Annotated in this window: 13 protein-coding genes; 4 read left to right on the top strand and 9 right to left on the bottom strand. The window is 68.6% G+C overall.

Annotated features, from left to right (window positions below; genetic code table 11):
- Positions 1–9 precede the first annotated feature (9 nt).
- The 3 genes from VF536_RS25760 (at position 10) to VF536_RS25750 (ending at position 3,230) form a co-directional block, all read left to right on the top strand.
- On the top strand, positions 10–1,419 hold the full coding sequence (locus VF536_RS25760; protein ID WP_331617808.1) for a class II fumarate hydratase: 1,410 nt from the start codon (positions 10–12) through the stop codon (positions 1,417–1,419).
- Entirely contained in the window at positions 1,406–2,332 is a 927-nt protein-coding gene (locus VF536_RS25755; protein WP_331617807.1) for a ZIP family metal transporter, read from the top strand. The genes VF536_RS25760 and VF536_RS25755 overlap by 14 nt, the downstream gene beginning before the upstream one ends.
- A gap of 190 nt (positions 2,333–2,522) precedes the next feature.
- Positions 2,523–3,230: a hypothetical protein gene (locus VF536_RS25750; protein WP_331617806.1), complete on the top strand. Its 708-nt coding sequence runs from the start codon at positions 2,523–2,525 to the stop codon at positions 3,228–3,230.
- Between the two features lie 97 nt (positions 3,231–3,327).
- On the opposite strand, the gene VF536_RS25745 is transcribed toward VF536_RS25750, so the two are convergent.
- Both VF536_RS25745 and VF536_RS25740 read right to left on the bottom strand, forming a co-directional pair.
- The gene (locus VF536_RS25745; RefSeq protein WP_331617805.1) at positions 3,328–5,043 is read right to left on the bottom strand and encodes a PQQ-binding-like beta-propeller repeat protein; all 1,716 of its coding nucleotides are present in this window, start codon (positions 5,041–5,043) and stop codon (positions 3,328–3,330) included.
- Positions 5,044–5,216: 173 nt separating this feature from the next.
- On the bottom strand, positions 5,217–6,893 hold the full coding sequence (locus tag VF536_RS25740; RefSeq protein WP_331617803.1) for a PQQ-binding-like beta-propeller repeat protein: 1,677 nt from the start codon (positions 6,891–6,893) through the stop codon (positions 5,217–5,219).
- A 297-nt stretch (positions 6,894–7,190) separates the two neighbouring features.
- Here VF536_RS25740 and VF536_RS25735 point away from each other — a divergent pair, with 297 nt between their 5' ends.
- Positions 7,191–7,940, top strand: coding sequence for a carbonic anhydrase (locus VF536_RS25735; protein WP_331617802.1), 750 nt, complete (start codon positions 7,191–7,193; stop codon positions 7,938–7,940).
- A gap of 71 nt (positions 7,941–8,011) precedes the next feature.
- Here the strand turns inward: VF536_RS25735 and VF536_RS25730 are convergent, their stop codons facing one another.
- From VF536_RS25730 to VF536_RS25700, 7 genes are all read right to left on the bottom strand, one after another.
- Positions 8,012–9,142: an acyl-CoA dehydrogenase family protein gene (locus VF536_RS25730; RefSeq protein ID WP_331617801.1), complete on the bottom strand. Its 1,131-nt coding sequence runs from the start codon at positions 9,140–9,142 to the stop codon at positions 8,012–8,014.
- 2 nt (positions 9,143–9,144) lie between these two features.
- On the bottom strand, positions 9,145–10,563 hold the full coding sequence (locus VF536_RS25725) for a hypothetical protein (RefSeq protein ID WP_331617800.1): 1,419 nt from the start codon (positions 10,561–10,563) through the stop codon (positions 9,145–9,147).
- Positions 10,564–10,765: 202 nt separating this feature from the next.
- Complete coding sequence (locus VF536_RS25720; protein WP_331617799.1) at positions 10,766–11,434, bottom strand: SDR family oxidoreductase; 669 nt, start codon at positions 11,432–11,434, stop codon at positions 10,766–10,768.
- 11 nt (positions 11,435–11,445) lie between these two features.
- A complete protein-coding gene (locus VF536_RS25715) occupies positions 11,446–12,624 on the bottom strand; it encodes an acetyl-CoA C-acyltransferase (protein WP_331617798.1) in 1,179 nt (392 codons plus the stop codon).
- 32 nt (positions 12,625–12,656) lie between these two features.
- Positions 12,657–14,492 (bottom strand): bifunctional isocitrate dehydrogenase kinase/phosphatase, encoded by a 1,836-nt coding sequence (gene aceK / locus VF536_RS25710; RefSeq protein ID WP_331617797.1) that lies wholly within the window; start codon positions 14,490–14,492, stop codon positions 12,657–12,659.
- A 57-nt stretch (positions 14,493–14,549) separates the two neighbouring features.
- Positions 14,550–15,227 carry a carbonate dehydratase gene (gene can / locus VF536_RS25705; protein WP_331617796.1) on the bottom strand — a complete coding sequence of 226 codons (678 nt, stop codon included), beginning with the start codon at positions 15,225–15,227 and terminating at the stop codon, positions 14,550–14,552.
- Between the two features lie 56 nt (positions 15,228–15,283).
- Entirely contained in the window at positions 15,284–16,462 is a 1,179-nt protein-coding gene (locus VF536_RS25700; protein WP_088404942.1) for an isovaleryl-CoA dehydrogenase, read from the bottom strand.
- Positions 16,463–16,665 lie beyond the last annotated feature (203 nt).

The raw sequence follows: 16,665 nt of genomic DNA, 5'->3' as shown, positions 1-16,665 counted from the left end.
AGCATCCCCATGACCAAGGCCACCAAGGCGACCCGCATCGAACGCGACTCCATGGGCGAAGTCGCCGTCCCCGTCGACGCGTTGTACGGCGCGCAGACGCAACGCGCGGTCGAGAACTTCGCCATCAGCCGCCAGCCGATGCCCGAGCGCTTCGTGCGCGCGCTGGTGCTGCAGAAGGCCGCCGCGGCACGCGCCAACATCGCGCTCGAGCAGGTCCCGGCCGACATCGGCCAGGCCATCGACCGCGCCGCGACGCAGCTGCTGCAGGACCCGGCGCTGATGAGCCACTTCCCGGTGGAGATCTTCCAGACCGGCTCGGGCACCAGTTCCAACATGAACGCCAACGAGGTGATCGCCACCGTGGCCACGCGGCTGATCGGCAGCGGCGTGGCGAACCCGGTCACGGTCAACCCGAACGACCACGTCAACGCCGGCCAGAGCAGCAACGACTCGATCCCGACGGTGCTGCACATCAGCGCCGCGCAGGCGCTGCAGGGCGAGCTGCTGCCGGCGCTGGACCTGCTGGTGCAGACGCTGCAGGAGAAGATCCAGAGCGTCGGCCACCACGTGAAGACCGGCCGCACCCACCTGATGGACGCGATGCCGCTGCGCCTGGGCCAGGAACTCGGCGGTTGGGCCGCGCAGATCGACGCGCGCCGCGCGCAGCTGCGCGCGCTGCTGCCGTCGGTGTGCGAACTCGCGCAGGGCGGCACCGCGGTGGGCACCGGCATCAACGCGCATCCGGACTTCGCGCAGCGCTTCGCCGAGGAGCTCTCCAAGTTGACCGGCCTGAGCTTCCGCCCGGCGCCGGACTTCTTCGCCGCGCTGTCGGCGCAGGACACGGCGGTGGCCCTGTCGGGTGCGCTGAAGGGCCTGGCCGTGTCGCTGATGAAGATCGCCAACGACCTGCGCTGGATGAACTCCGGCCCGCTGGCGGGCCTCGCGGAGATCGAGCTGCACGCGCTGCAGCCGGGCTCGTCGATCATGCCGGGCAAGGTGAATCCGGTGATCCCGGAGGCGGTGACCATGGTCTGCGCGCAGGTCATCGGCCATGACGCGGCGATCACGATCGCCGGCCAGTCGGGCAACTTCCAGCTCAACGTGATGCTGCCGCTGATCGCGACCAACCTGCTGGACAGCCTGGCGCTGCTGACGGCGGCGTCCAAGGCGCTGGCCGAGCAGGCGATCCGCGACTTCAAGGTCAACACCGACGGGCTGCAGCACGCACTGGCGCGCAACCCGATCCTGGTCACCGCGCTGAACCGCGAGATCGGCTACCTGAAGGCGGCGGCGATCGCCAAGCGCGCCTATGCGGAGAAGCGGCCCATCCTCGACGTGGCCGAGGAGATGACCGACTTCGATCGCGCCACCCTCCAGCAGATGCTGGATCCCGCGAAGCTCACCGATGGCGGACTCTGACGCGATCACCCCCCACGACAGGACCCTGGCGCGCCGGCACCGGCTGCGCCAGGCCTTCGGTTGCGCGATTCTCCTGATCGGCGCGGTCCTGCTGCTGCAGCAGGGCTGGATGTGGATCAAGCCGGCCGGCGGCGTCGGTCATGGCTCGGTGATCGCGATGGCGCTGCAGGCGGGCCTGCTCGCCGCCGCGGCGACGGCCTTCGGTACGCTGCCCGCATTGGGCACACGCAGCCTGTCCGCGCGCGGGCAGGACGCGCTGATGGGTTTCGGCGCCGGCGTGATGCTGGCGGCCTGCTCGTTCTCGCTGATCATTCCCGGCCTCGAGGCCGCGCGCGCGCATTCGACGCCGACCGGGGCCGCGATGCAGGTCGCGCTGGCGGTGCTGCTCGGCGCGTGGGCGCTGATGGCGATGGACCGCTGGCTGCCGCACGAGCACTTCATCAAGGGTCGCGAAGGCATGGACCCGACGCGGCTGCGGCGCACGACGCTGTTCGTGATCGCGGTCACGCTGCACAACCTGCCCGAGGGCCTGGCGATCGGCGTGGCCTTCGCGGCCAACGATCCGGTCGCGGCGGCCAGCCTGAGCCTGGCCATCGCGATCCAGGACCTGCCCGAGGGCTTCGTCATCGCGGTGGCGCTGATGGCGGTGGGCTACTCGCGGCGCAAGGCGCTGCTGCTGGGCGCGGCGTCGGGGCTGGTCGAGCCGGTCGGCGCGGTGCTGGGCGCCTGGGTGGTGTCCGCATGGCCGCTGCTGCTGCCCTGGGGCCTCGGTTTCGCGGCGGGCGCGATGCTGTTCGTCATCAGCCACGAGATCATTCCCGAGTCGCACCGCAAGGGCCATGAGCGCTGGGCGACGCAGGGGCTGATGCTCGGCTTCGCGCTGATGATGGTGCTGGACACGGCGCTGGGCTGAGCGCCCGGCGCCCGGCGCCCGAGGCTCGACGCACCACCGACAACGCACGGCGTCCGATTGACAACTCGCCGCGTTCAAGCGGCAGCCTTTCACGCCACCCGGTCTCACGCGCGGCACCCGGCGCTCACAAGCGCCGCACGTCCCTTCACCATCGGTGTTCTGCTTTCTTGCCTGCAGGACCCGAGTCGTGATGAAGAAGTCTTTCGCCGCGCTTGCCGCGCTCGCCGCCGCCCTCACCGTCGTTTCGACGACCGCTCACGCCGCCGGCCTGACGCCGCTGGAACAGCGCTGGATCGCGGGCATGACCCCGGTGCTGCAGCACGCGCGGACCGCGGGCATGCCGGTCGACGTGGTGGTGCAGCCGCAGGACGCGCCCGAGGCCGCGCCGCTGGCGCTGGGCTTCAAGGACGGCCGCTGCAAGTTCGTGCTGAGCCTGCGCGGCAATCCGGAGGGCGAAGCGACGACGCAGCGCCTGCCGGCGGGCCTGGAGGACAGCGCGCTCGAACTGATGGCGGCGCATGAACTCGGCCATTGCCGCCGCTACCTGGACGGCGCCTGGTTCCACTTGCCGGCGGGTTTCTCGACCACGCCGGTGCCGGAGGGTCTGAGCCCGGACCTGCAACGCGCCTATCTGTCGATGAAGTCGGTGCGCCGTGAGGAGGGCTACGGCGATCTCGTCGCGCTGGGCTGGACCGCACAGCGCCACCCCGACCAGTACGCCGCGCTGCACAGCTGGCTGATGCAGGAACGCAGCCGCGACCTGCTGCCAGGCAGTCACCACGACACCTTGACGTGGATCAAGCTGGTCCGGGACCCGAAAGCGCTGGGAAGCGCGCCGTCGATGTTTGAGGCCGCGCTGCCGGTTTGGCAATCCGGGTTGCACATCGACGAAGAGTGATTCGAGCGAATGGCCTCGACGAGTGCCCACGCCGCCGCGTGAGGCACTCGTTCTCTTTGTGCGCGTCCGTCGCCAGCGCGGCGGCATCGCCGTGCGCTCAGCGCAGGTCGATCGCCGTCAGCGACGTGGGCGCACTCGCCGTGCCGAAGTTCGGCGCCATGATCATCAGCGTGCCGCGTTGCGTCATGCCCAGCCAGCCGCCCTGCGCATGGCGCCACACCGCCTGGTGCGTCGCCAGATCGATGGCGATGGTGCGCTGGTCGGTGGACACGAACAGGTGGGTGTCCGTCAGCACCATCGTCAGCTGCCAGGAGGTGTCGCCCGCGTCCATCGGCCAGGACCACAGCACCGAGCCGTCAGCGACGCTGCGCGCCTCGATCGTCCGGTTGCCCTGGTTGGCCGCGTACAGCACACCGTTGGCGGTGACCGGCAGGCCGCGGAACGGCTGACGCACGGTCCAGCGCACCGAGCCGTCGGACCGCGACAGCGCCTGGATGCCGGCATTCACCACCGCATCCGGCTGCACATAGCGCGGACGATCCATCGCGAGCACGGTGTTCGCGTCGGCGATCACCGGGGTCTGGCTCTCGTAGAGCTTCAAGGGCAGCGTCTGCCCGCCGTCCGCCGGCACGTCGTAGAGCTGACCGCCGTCGCTGTCGCGGAAAGCGCGGAAGTTGATGCCCGAGTGCGTGTACACCACCCCGTCGGCCAGCGTCGCGCCGAAATACCCATGCACCGGCAACAGGCTGGCCGGTGAAGGTTCCGCGGTCACCGTCCAGCGTGTCTGCAGATCGTCGAGGTTGAGCGCCGTCATCTGGCCCTTGCTCCGGTCGGGCAGGTACAGCGTGTTACCGGTCATCAGCCAGAACTTGGGATCGTTCGGATCCGTGAGCGGACGCGACCCGAGCTGCGTGCCGGCAGACCGGTTCGTCAGATAGGCGTTGTAGACGTACTGCGGCGTCGTCGACTGCACGGACGACCAGATGGCGCGGTCGCCCGCAGCGATCACACCCGTCAGGCGTTCGCCGGGGATCGTGACCGACCATTGCGGCTTGCCGTCCTGTTCGGACAGGGCCAGGGCGTTCGGGCCCGGGGCCGACCCGAAGGCGCGCGCCTGCGGCACTAGGATCTGGCCGTCGATCAACGCCGGCACGCCCGGCCCCGTCAGGTCGGTGCCGCCGAGCACCCAGGTCTTCCAGCGGCGCGAAAACTTGGACACATCCAACGACACCGGCACGTAGCCGCTGCGCGTCGCGCCCGCGGGGGCCTCGGTCCACGGCGCCGCGCCCGGGACGACCGCCGGCAGCGGCGTGGTCGACGCGGTCAGGGCGGACACCTCCAGCCGGTAACTCAGCCGCGCGCCCCGGTACTGCTTGCCCTCCGGCGCGACCGCGTCCAGGTCCACGTGCAGGGCCCCGACGTAGACGCCCGCGGGGCGGTCGGGATTCAGGTGCACCACCAGTTGCCAGCGGCCATCCGGCAACTGGGTCGGGCGCGACGAGAATTCCAAGGGGATGCCGGGTGCGCCGTCCACCGAGCGCGCGATGAGCAGGGGGCTCTTGTCGCGCCGCTCCATGTGCACCGGCGTGGCGTAGACGGTGATCTGATCGCAGCTGCCATCGGGCGCCGCCTTGCAGTCGACCGTGTCCTTGTCCAGCGTGAAGGCCGGGATGTCCTCCACCTGGTTGCCGCCGCTCGATCCGCTGCAACCCGCCAGCAGCAGCGCCGCCGCGGTGGCCAGCGCGGCCGTCGGCCCCGTCGAGGCCATGACTTTCCATCCGACGGCGCGCGGCCGTCCAGGCAACCTGTTCATCTTCTCTCCCTGAATGACTGATGGTCGAGGGCGACGCGGCTCATGACCGCATCGTGCTCCCCGGGCGGGCGCAGGCTAGCAGTTCCGCGTGGCCGCACATACCCGCCAAAGGGGGAAGCCTGGGGAAACTCCCAAGCGCCACACCGGACGGGGTCGCGAAATTCTGCCGGCGCTCAGCGGACGTCGAAGGTCACCAGCATCGCCTTGCCGCTGCCGCGATCCAGCAACATCATCAAGGTGCCGTTGGCCGACATGCCCAGACGCCCCGCCGACGCGTAGCGCCAGACGGCCTGATGCGTCACCAGATCGACCGCCACGACCTGACGGTTGGTCGACACGAAAAGGTGGCCGTTGGTCAGCACCATCTGGCGCTGGAAATACTCGTCGCCGGACTCCATCGTCCAGGACCACAGCAGGCTGCCGTCCGCCAGACTGCGGGCCTCCACGGCCTTGGTCGCCTGGTTGGACGCATAGACGACGCCGCCCGCGGTCACCGGCAGGTCCATGAAGCGGCCGGACGCCGTCCATCGCACCTGCCCGCTCGCCAGATCCACCACGCTCAGCTGGTTGTCGCGCCCTTCCCCGGAGCGCAGTTCGCGGTGCGTGATCACCACCGCCGTGGTGGCATCGGCCAGCACCGGCACCTGGTTCAGCGCCGTGCCCAGCAGCAGCGTCGGCGCCTTCGCGGGCACGGCGATGTCGACACCTCGCGTGCCGTCGGTCAGCGCCAGACCGCGCAGACGGCCGCCGACGTTGACGTAGGCCAGCCCGTTGCCGATGGTGGCGCCCCAGCGCTGCAGCCCGCCGGAGCCCACCGGCGTCGTGTAGGCGGAGGCGCTCCACAGCACCGTATTGAGATCGGCCAGACTGCGCGCGACGACGGCCTCGCCGCGCAGGTCCGGCAGCACCAGCGTGTCACCGCTGAGGGCCCAGGTGTCGGTCATGTCGACGGTATCCAGCGACAGCTGGCTGCGCACGGCGCCGTCCTGGCGCGCCAGCACCGTCATCGCCGTGGTCTTGCCGTCGGCGGATGCCGCGCCCGCCACCACCAGCCGGTCGCCCGCCGGCAGCACGCGGTCCGGCTTGCCGATCGGCGAACCGCCCCAGACGCGGGTGCCGTCGGCTTCGGACAGCACGGTCAGGGTGTCCCCGACCATCGCGTCCTCCAGCTGCAGGCCGGGCAGCACGACCTGACCCTGCGTCAGCACGGGCGCCGGCAAAGGATCGACGGCCAGTCCGGCCAGCGGGCGCGACCAGCGCGGCTTGATCCGGGCCGGATCGACGGTGACGCCGACGAAGCCGGTCCGGGCCGCGTTGCCGCCCCATCCGTTCCAGTCTCCCGCGCCCGGCACCGCCTGCAGCGGACGCGAGATCGAATCGCCCGCCACGACCAGCCGGTAGCTGAAACTCACCGTCCGGCTGTTCTTGGGCAGCGGCACCAGGATGTCGCCGACCGGGTTCGTGCCGAACTCGATCGTGCCCGTGTAGGTGCCGGCCTTGAGACCCGTCGCGAATCCGACGCTCAGCTGCCAGCGCCCGTCGGGCTGCAGGTCGCGGTAGACGTGGTCGATGGCCTGGTAACGCGTGTCCGACGCACGCTCCGACCAGCCGGGCCGGAAATCGCTCGTCGTGCCGTTGATCGGCGTCGCGTAGAGCTTCACGTCCTCGCAGACGGTTGCCGGTGCCGCGTCACAGCTCACGCTGGACTGGCTCAATGCGTACATGTCCTTGGGCGAATCGTCGGACGGACTGCCGCCGCAGCCCGACAACACGATCGCTCCCAGCAGTGCCGGCATCGGCGAAAAAAGAGGTCCCATGGCGGGCAGACGCCGCCGGATCGTCGACAACATGAACTTCTCCCTGATCGAAGGCGATGCCTGATGTCCGTCAGGGGTCAGGTCTTGTCGCCAGCGCGCCGCAATCTACGTCCCTCGTCCCGTGCAGGCAAGCCATCGGAAGAGGGATGCGGGAAAACGCCGAGCCCGCCGTGCGTCACTCGGCGCCGGCAAGCGGTTCGGCTGCGTGAATGAGGCGTCGCAGGAAGTCGTCGGATTCACGCTTTCATGACGTCTTGATCACATGGCGAACGCCAGGCTGCCACGGTTTGCCCACTGATCCGGTCCCGCTCAGCGTCATTCGAGAATCCCATGACCCATCACGCACGTTTCCTGTTCGCCGCCCTGTCGGTCGGACTCCTGTCCTCCGCATTGCCGGCCGCCGCGGCATCGCACTGGGAGTACACCGGCGCCAACGGCGCCACGCATTGGGGCGAAATCGATCCGTCGTTCGCCGCCTGCGCCTCGGGCCATCGGCAGAGCCCGATCAACATCGTCAAGACGGTGAAGGCCGCGCTGCCCGCCCTCGACTTCCATTACGGCAGCGCCGCGCCGACGATCTGGAACAACGGCCACACGGTGCAGGTGAACCTGCCCGCCGGCAACACGCTGGCGGTTGGCGGCCAGACCTACGAACTGCTGCAGTTCCACTTCCACACGCCCAGCGAGGAACACATCAACGGCAAGTCGGAGCCGATGGTGGCCCACTTCGTCCACAAGAACGCGGCGGGGGAACTCGGCGTGGTGGCGGTGCTGATCCGCGTAGGACGCGCGAACGCGGCGTGGGAACCGGTGTTCCGGCACCTGCCGCGCGTGGGCGAGAAGATCACCGTGGACGAGCTGTCGCTGGACCTGGCCGCCCTGCTGCCGAAGTCGCTGGGCTACTACGACTTCGCCGGTTCGCTGACCACGCCGCCCTGCTCGGAAGGCGTGCACTGGATGGTGCTGAAGGAGCCGGTGACGCTGTCGTCCCGCCAGATCGCCGCGTTCCGCAAGCTGGTCGGCAAGAACGCGAGACCGGTGCAGGCGCTCAACGCGCGCCTGGTCCAGGAAAGCGAATGAGCGTGCGCGCGGCGCCGCCATCGCGGCGCCGGCGCTGACCGGCTGGCGGATCGGCCGGTCGTTCAGAAGGCTCAGACCAGCGCGCGGCCGATCAGGATCTTCTGCACCTCGGACGTACCCTCGTAGATCTGCGTGACGCGGACGTCGCGGTAGATCCGCTCGACCGGGAAATCGCTGACGTAGCCGTAGCCGCCGTGGACCTGGATCGCGGCGGAGCAGACGCGCTCCGCCATCTCGCTGGCGAAGAGCTTGGCCATCGCCGCCTCCTTCAGGCAGGGCTGGCCGGCGTCCTTCAGCGCGGCGGCGTGCCAGATCAGCTGGCGCGCGGCCTCGATCTGCGTGGCCATGTCGGCGAGCTTGTGCTGCATCGCCTGGTGCTCGAAGATCGGCACGCCGAAGGCGACGCGTTCCTTGCTGTAGCGCAGCGCCGCCTCGAAGGCCGCGCGGGCCATGCCCACCGACTGCGACGCGATGCCGATGCGGCCGCCTTCCAGCCCCGACAGCGCGATCTTCAGCCCCTGCCCTTCGTCACCGATGCGGTTGGCGACGGGCACGCGGCAGTTCTCGAACAGGATCTGCGCCGTGTCGCTGGCGTGCTGGCCCATCTTGTCCTCGATGCGCGCCACGACGTAGCCGGGCGTGTTCGTCGGAACCAGGAAGGCCGAGATGCCCTTCTTCCCCGCGGCCTTGTCGGTCACCGCCATGACGATGGCGACGTCGCCGTTCTTGCCGCTGGTGATGAACTGCTTGACGCCGTTGAGGACGTACGCGTCGCCATCGAGGACGGCCGTCGTCTTCAGACCGCCGGCTTCGGAACCCACATGCGGCTCGGTCAGGCAGAACGCGCCCAGCATGTCGCCACGCGCCAGCGGCTTGAGGAAGCGCTGCTTCTGGTCCTCGTTGCCGAAGGCCATCAGGATGCTGCACACGGGGCAGTTGTTGACGCTCACGACCGTGGAGGTCGCGCCGTCGCCGGCGCCGATCTCCTCCAGGATGATGGCCAGCGCGAGGTAGTCCAGGCCCGCGCCGTCGTACTCGGCCGGCACGGCCACGCCGTAGCAGCCGAGCGCGGCCAGGCCCTTGAGTTCCTCGGCGGGGAACTGGTGGGACTTGTCCCACGCGGCCGCCTTCGGCGCGATCTGATCTTGCACGTAGGCGCGGACGGCGTCCTGCACGGCGCGGTGGTCTTCGGAAAGCAGCATGGTCAGCTCTTGGACGGAGAGGGATCCGGGTTGGACCCCGTGACAGTGGCGGCGCTCGTGGCGCCGGGGGGAATGCGGTAGCGGAGCGTGTCCTGGCTGGACACGGGCTCCCAGACGCGGGCGACGACATGGTCGCCGTCGATTGCGAGGCGCTCGCGCAGGCGGGCGTCCATCGCTTGTTGAGACAGCCAGGCCGCGCGTTTCGCGGGATCGACGGCGCTGGCGGCCAGCGCGAGGCGGGCGGCCTCGTTGAGCAGCAGCAGCGAGGCCTGCTTGCGGAAGTAGATGACGTAGGCGGGTTCGCTGACCGAGACCAGCAGGCCGCCGACCGAGTTGCGCCAGGGGGCACCGAACCACCAGCGCGAGGGCAGCTGCGGTTCCCAGGACAGCAGGTCCAGCGGACCGGAGGAGGCCATCGCCTGCGCGCGCATCCACGTCTCGTCCATTAGGTGCTGCGTCGCGTTGGGCATGGCGAAGAAGCGAGGCTCGCAGACGAGGGGCGTTTCCGGCTCTTCCATCTGCGGATCGACCGAGCCCCCGAGGCAGTACGCCTCCCGGATGGTCTCGCGACCGTACTGCGACTCTGTCCGGATCCAGGTGGAAGCATCCAGTGCCTGTGCCGGCAACGGAGCCACCATCGCGCGCAATGCCGGCGCGCTGTCAGGATGGCGGGCGACCAGGTCCGTCATGACGCGCCAATGCCGGCGCGCCATCACTGACGCGATCTGCACCTGGATCAGCGAGCGCGAGCCCTGGAGCATCGCGGTGGTCAGGGCATCGGCCTGGCGTGCGAAGCCAAGCATGCCAGCCTCGTCGCCCTGCAGCCCTGCGAGCGCCGCGCGGATCTGCAACCAGCGCTGGCAGTTCAGCGGCGGCAATGCGTGAAAGATCATCCCGCGGCGGATATAGCTGTCGCCCGCGATCTTCAACGGCTCGCGAAGTGTCAGCGTGGGTTCTTCCACGGCCATGCCCGGACGGGCCACCGCTTCGCAGCGACGACCGATGTCGCCGTGCGCCTCCATCAGCGTGCGCAGGCCCTCTGCGTTCCTCGCCCACACCTCGATACAGCCTTGCGTCTGCGCATCGCATTGCCAGGCTTTGCCGGCGGCGCTCGCGGTCGAAGGCCAACTGCGGGGCGATGTCAGCTCCTGCGGGGGGATGCGCCCCTCATCGATCACGGCCCAACGACGTTGCCCCTCCGCCTGCGGGTCATCGCCCGCCATGCCTAGGCCCATCAATCCGAAGAACGCGTTGCGTTCCGCCGGCAGCGTCATCGCCGGCACGCGCAACGCCTCCGGCACCGGACGCGGCGCGTCGTCGACCAGGCGGTTGTTGAACGCTGCCCAGGCCGCCGCGAGCGTGACCACGCCGAGCAGCAGTCCGCCCAGGATCTTCAGCGTCACCCGAGCCCACCGCTTCATCGTTATCTCCCTGAATCTTGATCTGCGGTCAGCAAGTATCGGACGACCGCAGCCCTCACCCCTGCCCTCTCCCGCAAGCTGGAGAGAGAGAAAGAAGGCGGCGCGGATGTCTCCCGGTCAGTTCGGTGCACTCTCGCTCCCTCTCCCGCTTGCGGGAGAGGGCGGGGGTGAGGGCCAGCGGCCGCCGCAGTCAACCAGCGCGTTACCAGGGCAGCGGACTGCCGTCGTAGTTGAAGAACCCGCCGTTGTCGGCCGTCTTCAGTCCGTCGAGCACGGCGCGCAGGCTGGAGGCACTGGTGGCGACGTCGATGTCGGCCTCCTGCCCGCCCATGTCGGTCTTGACCCAGCCCGGATGCAGGCTCACGCAGATCGCGCGGCCCTCGAGCGTCAGCGACAGGTCCTTCATCACCGAGTTCACTGCCGCCTTCGACGCGCGGTAGACCCAGCCGGCCGAGTTCGCGCGCAGCGTCATCGATCCCATCCGCGAGGACAGGATGCCGATGCGCGCGTCCGGCGCGAGCGCGTCCAGCAGCTGCGGCAGCACGCGCATCGGGCCCAGCACGTTGGTGTGCATGACGGCGTCGAAGTCGGCCGCGCTCGGCGGCTGCAGGCCGATCGTCTTCGGGCCGTAGAGGCCGGCGACGTACAGGACGCGGTTGAACTGGTAGCCGTCAAGCTGCCAGGCCAGGCCGGCGATGCTGACCACGTCGGACACCTCGAGCTTGATCGCCGTGGCGCCGAGCGCCTTCAGCTTCTCGAGGCTGGCGTCGTCGCGCGCGGTCGCGACGACGGTGTCGCCGCGCTCACGGTGCTGCTTCACGAGCTCGAGGCCGATGCCCCGCGACGCGCCGATGATGAGAACCTGCGTCATCCGGTCCGTCCTCAGATCAGCTCGACGCCGACGGCGGTCGCTTCGCCGCCGCCGATGCACAGCGCCGCGACGCCGCGCTTCAGGTTGCGGTGCTTCAGTGCGCCCAGCAGCGTGACGAGGATGCGGGCGCCCGACGCGCCGATCGGGTGACCCAGCGCCACGGCGCCACCGTTGACGTTGACGATCTCGTGCGGCAGCTTGAACTCGGCCATCGCGGCCATCGTCACCGCGGCGAAGGCCTCGTTGACTTCCCACAGGTCGACGCTCTTCGCGTCCCACTGGTTCTTGGCCAGCAGCTTCTGGATCGCGCCGACCGGCGCGGTCGTGAACCACTCCGGCGCGTTGGCGTGCACCGCCGTGCCGACGATGCGGGCGATCGGCTTCACGCCCAGCTTGCTGGCGGTGGACTCGCGCATCAGCACCATCGCGGCGGCGCCGTCGGAGATCGACGACGAGGTCGCCGCCGTGATCGAGCCGTCCTTCTTGAACGCCGGCTTCAGCGTCGGGATCTTGTCGAGCTTGGCCTTGAAGGGCTGCTCGTCGCGAGAGATGACCGTGTCGCCGCCCCGGCCGGCGATCGTCACCGGCGCGATCTCCCAGGCGAAGCTGCCGTCCTCGTTGGCGCGCTTGGAACGCTCCGTCGACGAGATCGCGAACTGGTCCTGCGCTTCGCGCGTGAAGGCGTACTTGTCGACGCACTGCTCGGCGAAGACACCCATGGCCTTGCCGCGCTCGTACGCGTCTTCCAGACCGTCCAGCGCCATGTGGTCGTACATCTGCGCGGCGCCGTACTTCACGCCCTTGCGCGCGAACATCAGGTGCGGCGCGTTGGTCATGGACTCCATGCCGCCGGCGATCAGGATGTCGGCGCTTTCGGCCTTCAGCGTGTCATGCGCGAACATCGTCGCGCGCATGCCGGCGCCGCACATCTTGGACAGCGTCACCGCGCCCACCGATTGCGGCAGGCCCGCCTTCAACACGGCCTGGCGCGCCGGGGCCTGGCCCTGGCCGGCCATCAGGCAGTTGCCGAGGAAGGCTTCCTCGATCGAGTCGGCCGGGATGCCGGCGCGCTCGACGGCCGCCTTGATGGCGACGGCGCCCAGCTCCCACGCGGCCAGGCCGGCGAAGTCGCCCAGCAGGCCGCCGATCGGCGTGCGGGCGGCGGAAACGATGACGATGGAATCGGACATGAGGGTCTCCTTCTAAGAAATCAGGGTGTTCGTCAATGAATGGGGAGCTCGCGGTCCTGCGGCTCCGGCACCTTCAGGGCCGGCGCGACGTCGCGGACGTGGAAGCGCTTGTGCGGGTCGTACGGGAAGACGTCCTCGACGTGCCCCGCCAGGATGCGTTCCTTGTGGGTCTGCCAGAACGCGGGATCCAGCAGGTCGGCGTGGTGCGCCATGAAGACGTCGCGCACGCCCGGATGGCCGAGCAGGAAGGGTCCGAAGGTCTCGGGGAACACGTCGTGCTTGTTGACCGTGTACCAGACCTCGCCCGACATCTCGTCTTCCTCGTTGCGGGCCTCGGGGACCTTGCGGAAGTTGCAGTCGGTCAGGTACTCGATCTCGTCGTAGTCGTAGAACACGACCTTGCCGTGGCGCGTCACGCCGAAGTTCTTCCACAGCATGTCGCCGGGGAAGATGTTGGCCGCCACCAGATCCTTGATCGCGTTGCCGTACTCGACCACCGCGTGCGCCAGCTGCGCCGGCGAGGCTTCCTGCAGGTAGATGTTGAGCGGCACCATGCGGCGCTCGATGTAGAGGTGCTTGATGACGAGATCGTCGCCGGTCTCCTCCAGCAGCGAGGGGCAGAAGTGCTTCAGCTCGGCGACCAGCTCGTCCTCGAAGCGGTGGCGCGGGAATGCGACTCGCGTGTACTCCAACGTGTCGGCCATGCGCCCGACGCGGTCGTGCTGCTTCACCAGCAGGTACTTGGACTGGATCTGCTCGCGCGTCGTGTCCTTCTGCGGCGGGTAGAAGTCCTTGATGACCTTGAACACGAACGGGTAGGACGGCAGGTCGAAGACCAGCATCACCATGCCCTTGATGCCGGGTGCGATGCGGAACTTGTCGCTGCTGTGGCGCAGGTGGTTGAGGAAGTCCCGGTAGAAGAGGTTCTTCCCCTGCTTCTGCAGCCCCAGCGTCGCGTAGATCTCTGAGCGCGGCTTGCGCGGCATCAGCGAGCGCAGGAACTGCACGTAGGCACTGGGGACTTCCATGTCGACGAGGAAGTAGGCCCGCGCGAAGCTGAACAGCATCTGCAGTTCGTCTTCGCCGAAGAGCGCGGCATCGATGTAGAGCTGGCGTTCCGCCTTCCGATCGATCTCACTGTCGCTCGTTTCCTTGTGCAGGATCGGCAGTGCGAACGGCGTCTCGGTGAAGCCGTTGATGATCTTGCCGACGATGTACGCGCCCTTGTTGCGGAAGAACAGCGAGGACAGCACCTGCACCTGGAAGTTGGTCCGCCAGCGGAAGGCGCCGAGCTCCTCGCCGACGGCCTTCAGCACCAGGTCGATGTCGCGGCCGAGGTCCTCGAACTCCAGCGCCAGCTGGAAGTTCCAGACGAAACGCATGAAGGTGTCGCGCAGCGTGTCCTGCGAGGGGTAGTAGCAGCGGTAGGTCGGTTGCGCGGCGGGTTCCTCGTTCTCGATGAACTCGGTGGAGATCGCCGGCCGGACGAAGATGAACTCGTTGTGGAAGTAGCTGTGGTGGAGGATGCGCGTCGTGACCGAGTTGAAGAAGGTCTCGGCAAGCTCCGGCCGCAGGTGCTTGGTCAGCAGCCCGATGTAGTGCAGCTTGACCTGCTGCCACACCTCGCTGGGCAGCGCGCTGGTCTTGAAGCGCTGTTCCAGCTCGAGGACGGCCTCGTCGACGCGCAGGTCGTAGAACTCGATGCGCTCGCGCTGCGCGAACTGCTGGCCGTGCCAGTCGGCCTGCTCGAAACGCTGCTTGGCGGTCGCGGACGCCGCGCGGAACAGACGGTAATGCTTGTCGAAGCCTTCGAGCATCGCCTGCGCGATCTCGAAGGCCCGCGGATCGTTGAGCTCGTGAGGGAACATCGGTGTCTTGCTCCGTCCCGGTCGTGATCGCTGGGTCCGCTCGGAGGCCGCGCGGGCTCAGCGGCCCATGGCCGCCTCGTAGCGACGGTGCAGCGCCTCGAGCGCGCTGCGGTAGGCGGGGCCGACGTCCTCGGCTTTGCCGACGGTGATGCTCAGGTCCTTCAGCAGACCGTTGTGCAGGCCGTAGACCCAGCCGTGCACGGCGACTTCCTGACCGCGCGCCCAGGCGTCCTGGACCACGGTCGTCTGGCAGGCGTTGCGGGCCTGCTCCAGCACGTTCAGCTCGCAAAGTGCGTTGGCGCGCTGGTCGGGCACGACCTGGTCCAGCCATTCCTGATGGTGGTTGCGCACGTCCTGGACGTGACGCAGCCAGTTGTCCACCAGGCCGACGCGCAGGTCCTCCAGCGCGGCGCGCACGCCGCCGCAGTTGCTGTGGCCGACGATGATGATGTGCTGGACCTTCAGCTGGTCCACGGCGAACTGCATGACGGACAGGCAGTTCAAGTCCGAATGGACCACGACGTTCGCGACGTTGCGGTGGACGAAGAGCTCGCCCGGCAGCAGGTCCACCAGCTCGTTGGCCGGGACGCGGCTGTCGGCGCAGCCGATCCAGAGGTATTGCGGCGTCTGCTGCTTCAGCAAGCGCGAGAAGAAGCCGGGCGACTGTTCCTCAGTCGCGGTGGCCCAGCGCTTGTTGTTGTCCAGCAGGTCTTGCAGTTCGTTCGTCGTGCTCATGGACGTGGATTGTCGCGGTTACGGACCGACACGCGCCTGTCGCAACCGCGAAGGCCTCACATCGTTTCGGCGAACAGTTCCCGGCCGATCAGCATGCGCCGGATCTCGGACGTGCCCGCGCCGATTTCGTAGAGCTTCGCGTCACGCCAGAGGCGGCCCAGCGGGTACTCGTTGATGTAGCCGTTGCCGCCGAAGATCTGGATGCCTTCGCCGGCCATCCAGGTGGCCTTCTCGGCGCACCAGAGGATGACGGACGCGCAATCCTTGCGCACCTGACGGACGTGGGCGCCGTCGAGGGCGTCCAGGTTCTTGCCCACGGTGTAGCAGAACGCGCGGGCGGCCTGCAGCACGGTGTACATGTCGGCGACCTTGCCCTGGATCAGCTGGAACTCGCCGATCGACTGGCCGAACTGCTTGCGGTCGTGGATGTAGGGGACGACGTTGTCCATCACCGCCTGCATGATGCCGATCGGGCCGGCGGCCAGCACGGCGCGCTCGTAGTCCAGGCCCGACATCAGCACCTTGGTGCCGCCGCCGACCTGGCCCAGCACGTTCTCGGCCGGGACCTCGACGTCCTGGAACACCAGCTCGCCGGTGTGGCTGCCGCGCATGCCGAGCTTGTCCAGCTTCTGCGCGATCGAGAAGCCCTTCATGCCCTTCTCGATCAGGAAGGCGGTCATGCCGCGGGCGCCGAGCTCAGGCTCGGTCTTGGCGTAGACGACCAGCGTGTCCGCGTCGGGACCGTTGGTGATCCACATCTTGTTGCCGTTGAGGACGTAGTAGCCGCCCTTGTCCTCGGCGCGCAGCTTCATCGACACCACGTCGGAGCCGGCGCCGGGTTCGCTCATCGCCAGCGCGCCGACGTGTTCGCCGGAGATCAGCTTGGGCAGGTACTTCTGCTTCTGCGCGTCGGTGCCGTTGCGCTTGATCTGGTTCACGCACAGGTTGGAGTGGGCGCCGTAGCTCAGGCCCACCGAGGCGCTGGCGCGGCTGATCTCCTCCATGGCCACCATGTGGGCCAGGTAGCCCATCGCGGCGCCGCCGTATTCCTCGGGCACGGTGATGCCCAGGACGCCGACGTCGCCCATCTTGCGCCACAGGTCCATCGGGAACTGGTCGCTGCGATCGATCTCCGCGGCGCGGGGGGCGATCTCGGCTTGGGCGAACTCGCGCACTGCGTCGCGCAGGGCGTCGATGTCCTCGCCGAGATGGAAGTTCAGACCGGGCAGGCTCATGGGTTTGTCTCCTCGACCACCTCCGCGGTCGCCTCTCCGGGCGTCCGCTGGATGATTCGTCTTACGTTTACGTAAACGTCAATTGTAGGGCAGGTCCTTGCTGCTTCGGGTATCGCATAAATGCTTAAGGGTTCCCGTACTGCCACGGCCGCTGGCCCTCACCCCGGCCCTCTCCCGCAAGCGGGAGAGGGCGTAAGAAGGGG

Origin of the sequence: Roseateles sp. (assembly GCF_036486225.1) — a bacterium.
Classification (GTDB): Bacteria; Pseudomonadota; Gammaproteobacteria; order Burkholderiales; family Burkholderiaceae_C; genus Roseateles.
This window is presented reverse-complemented; position numbering and strand designations above follow the sequence as displayed.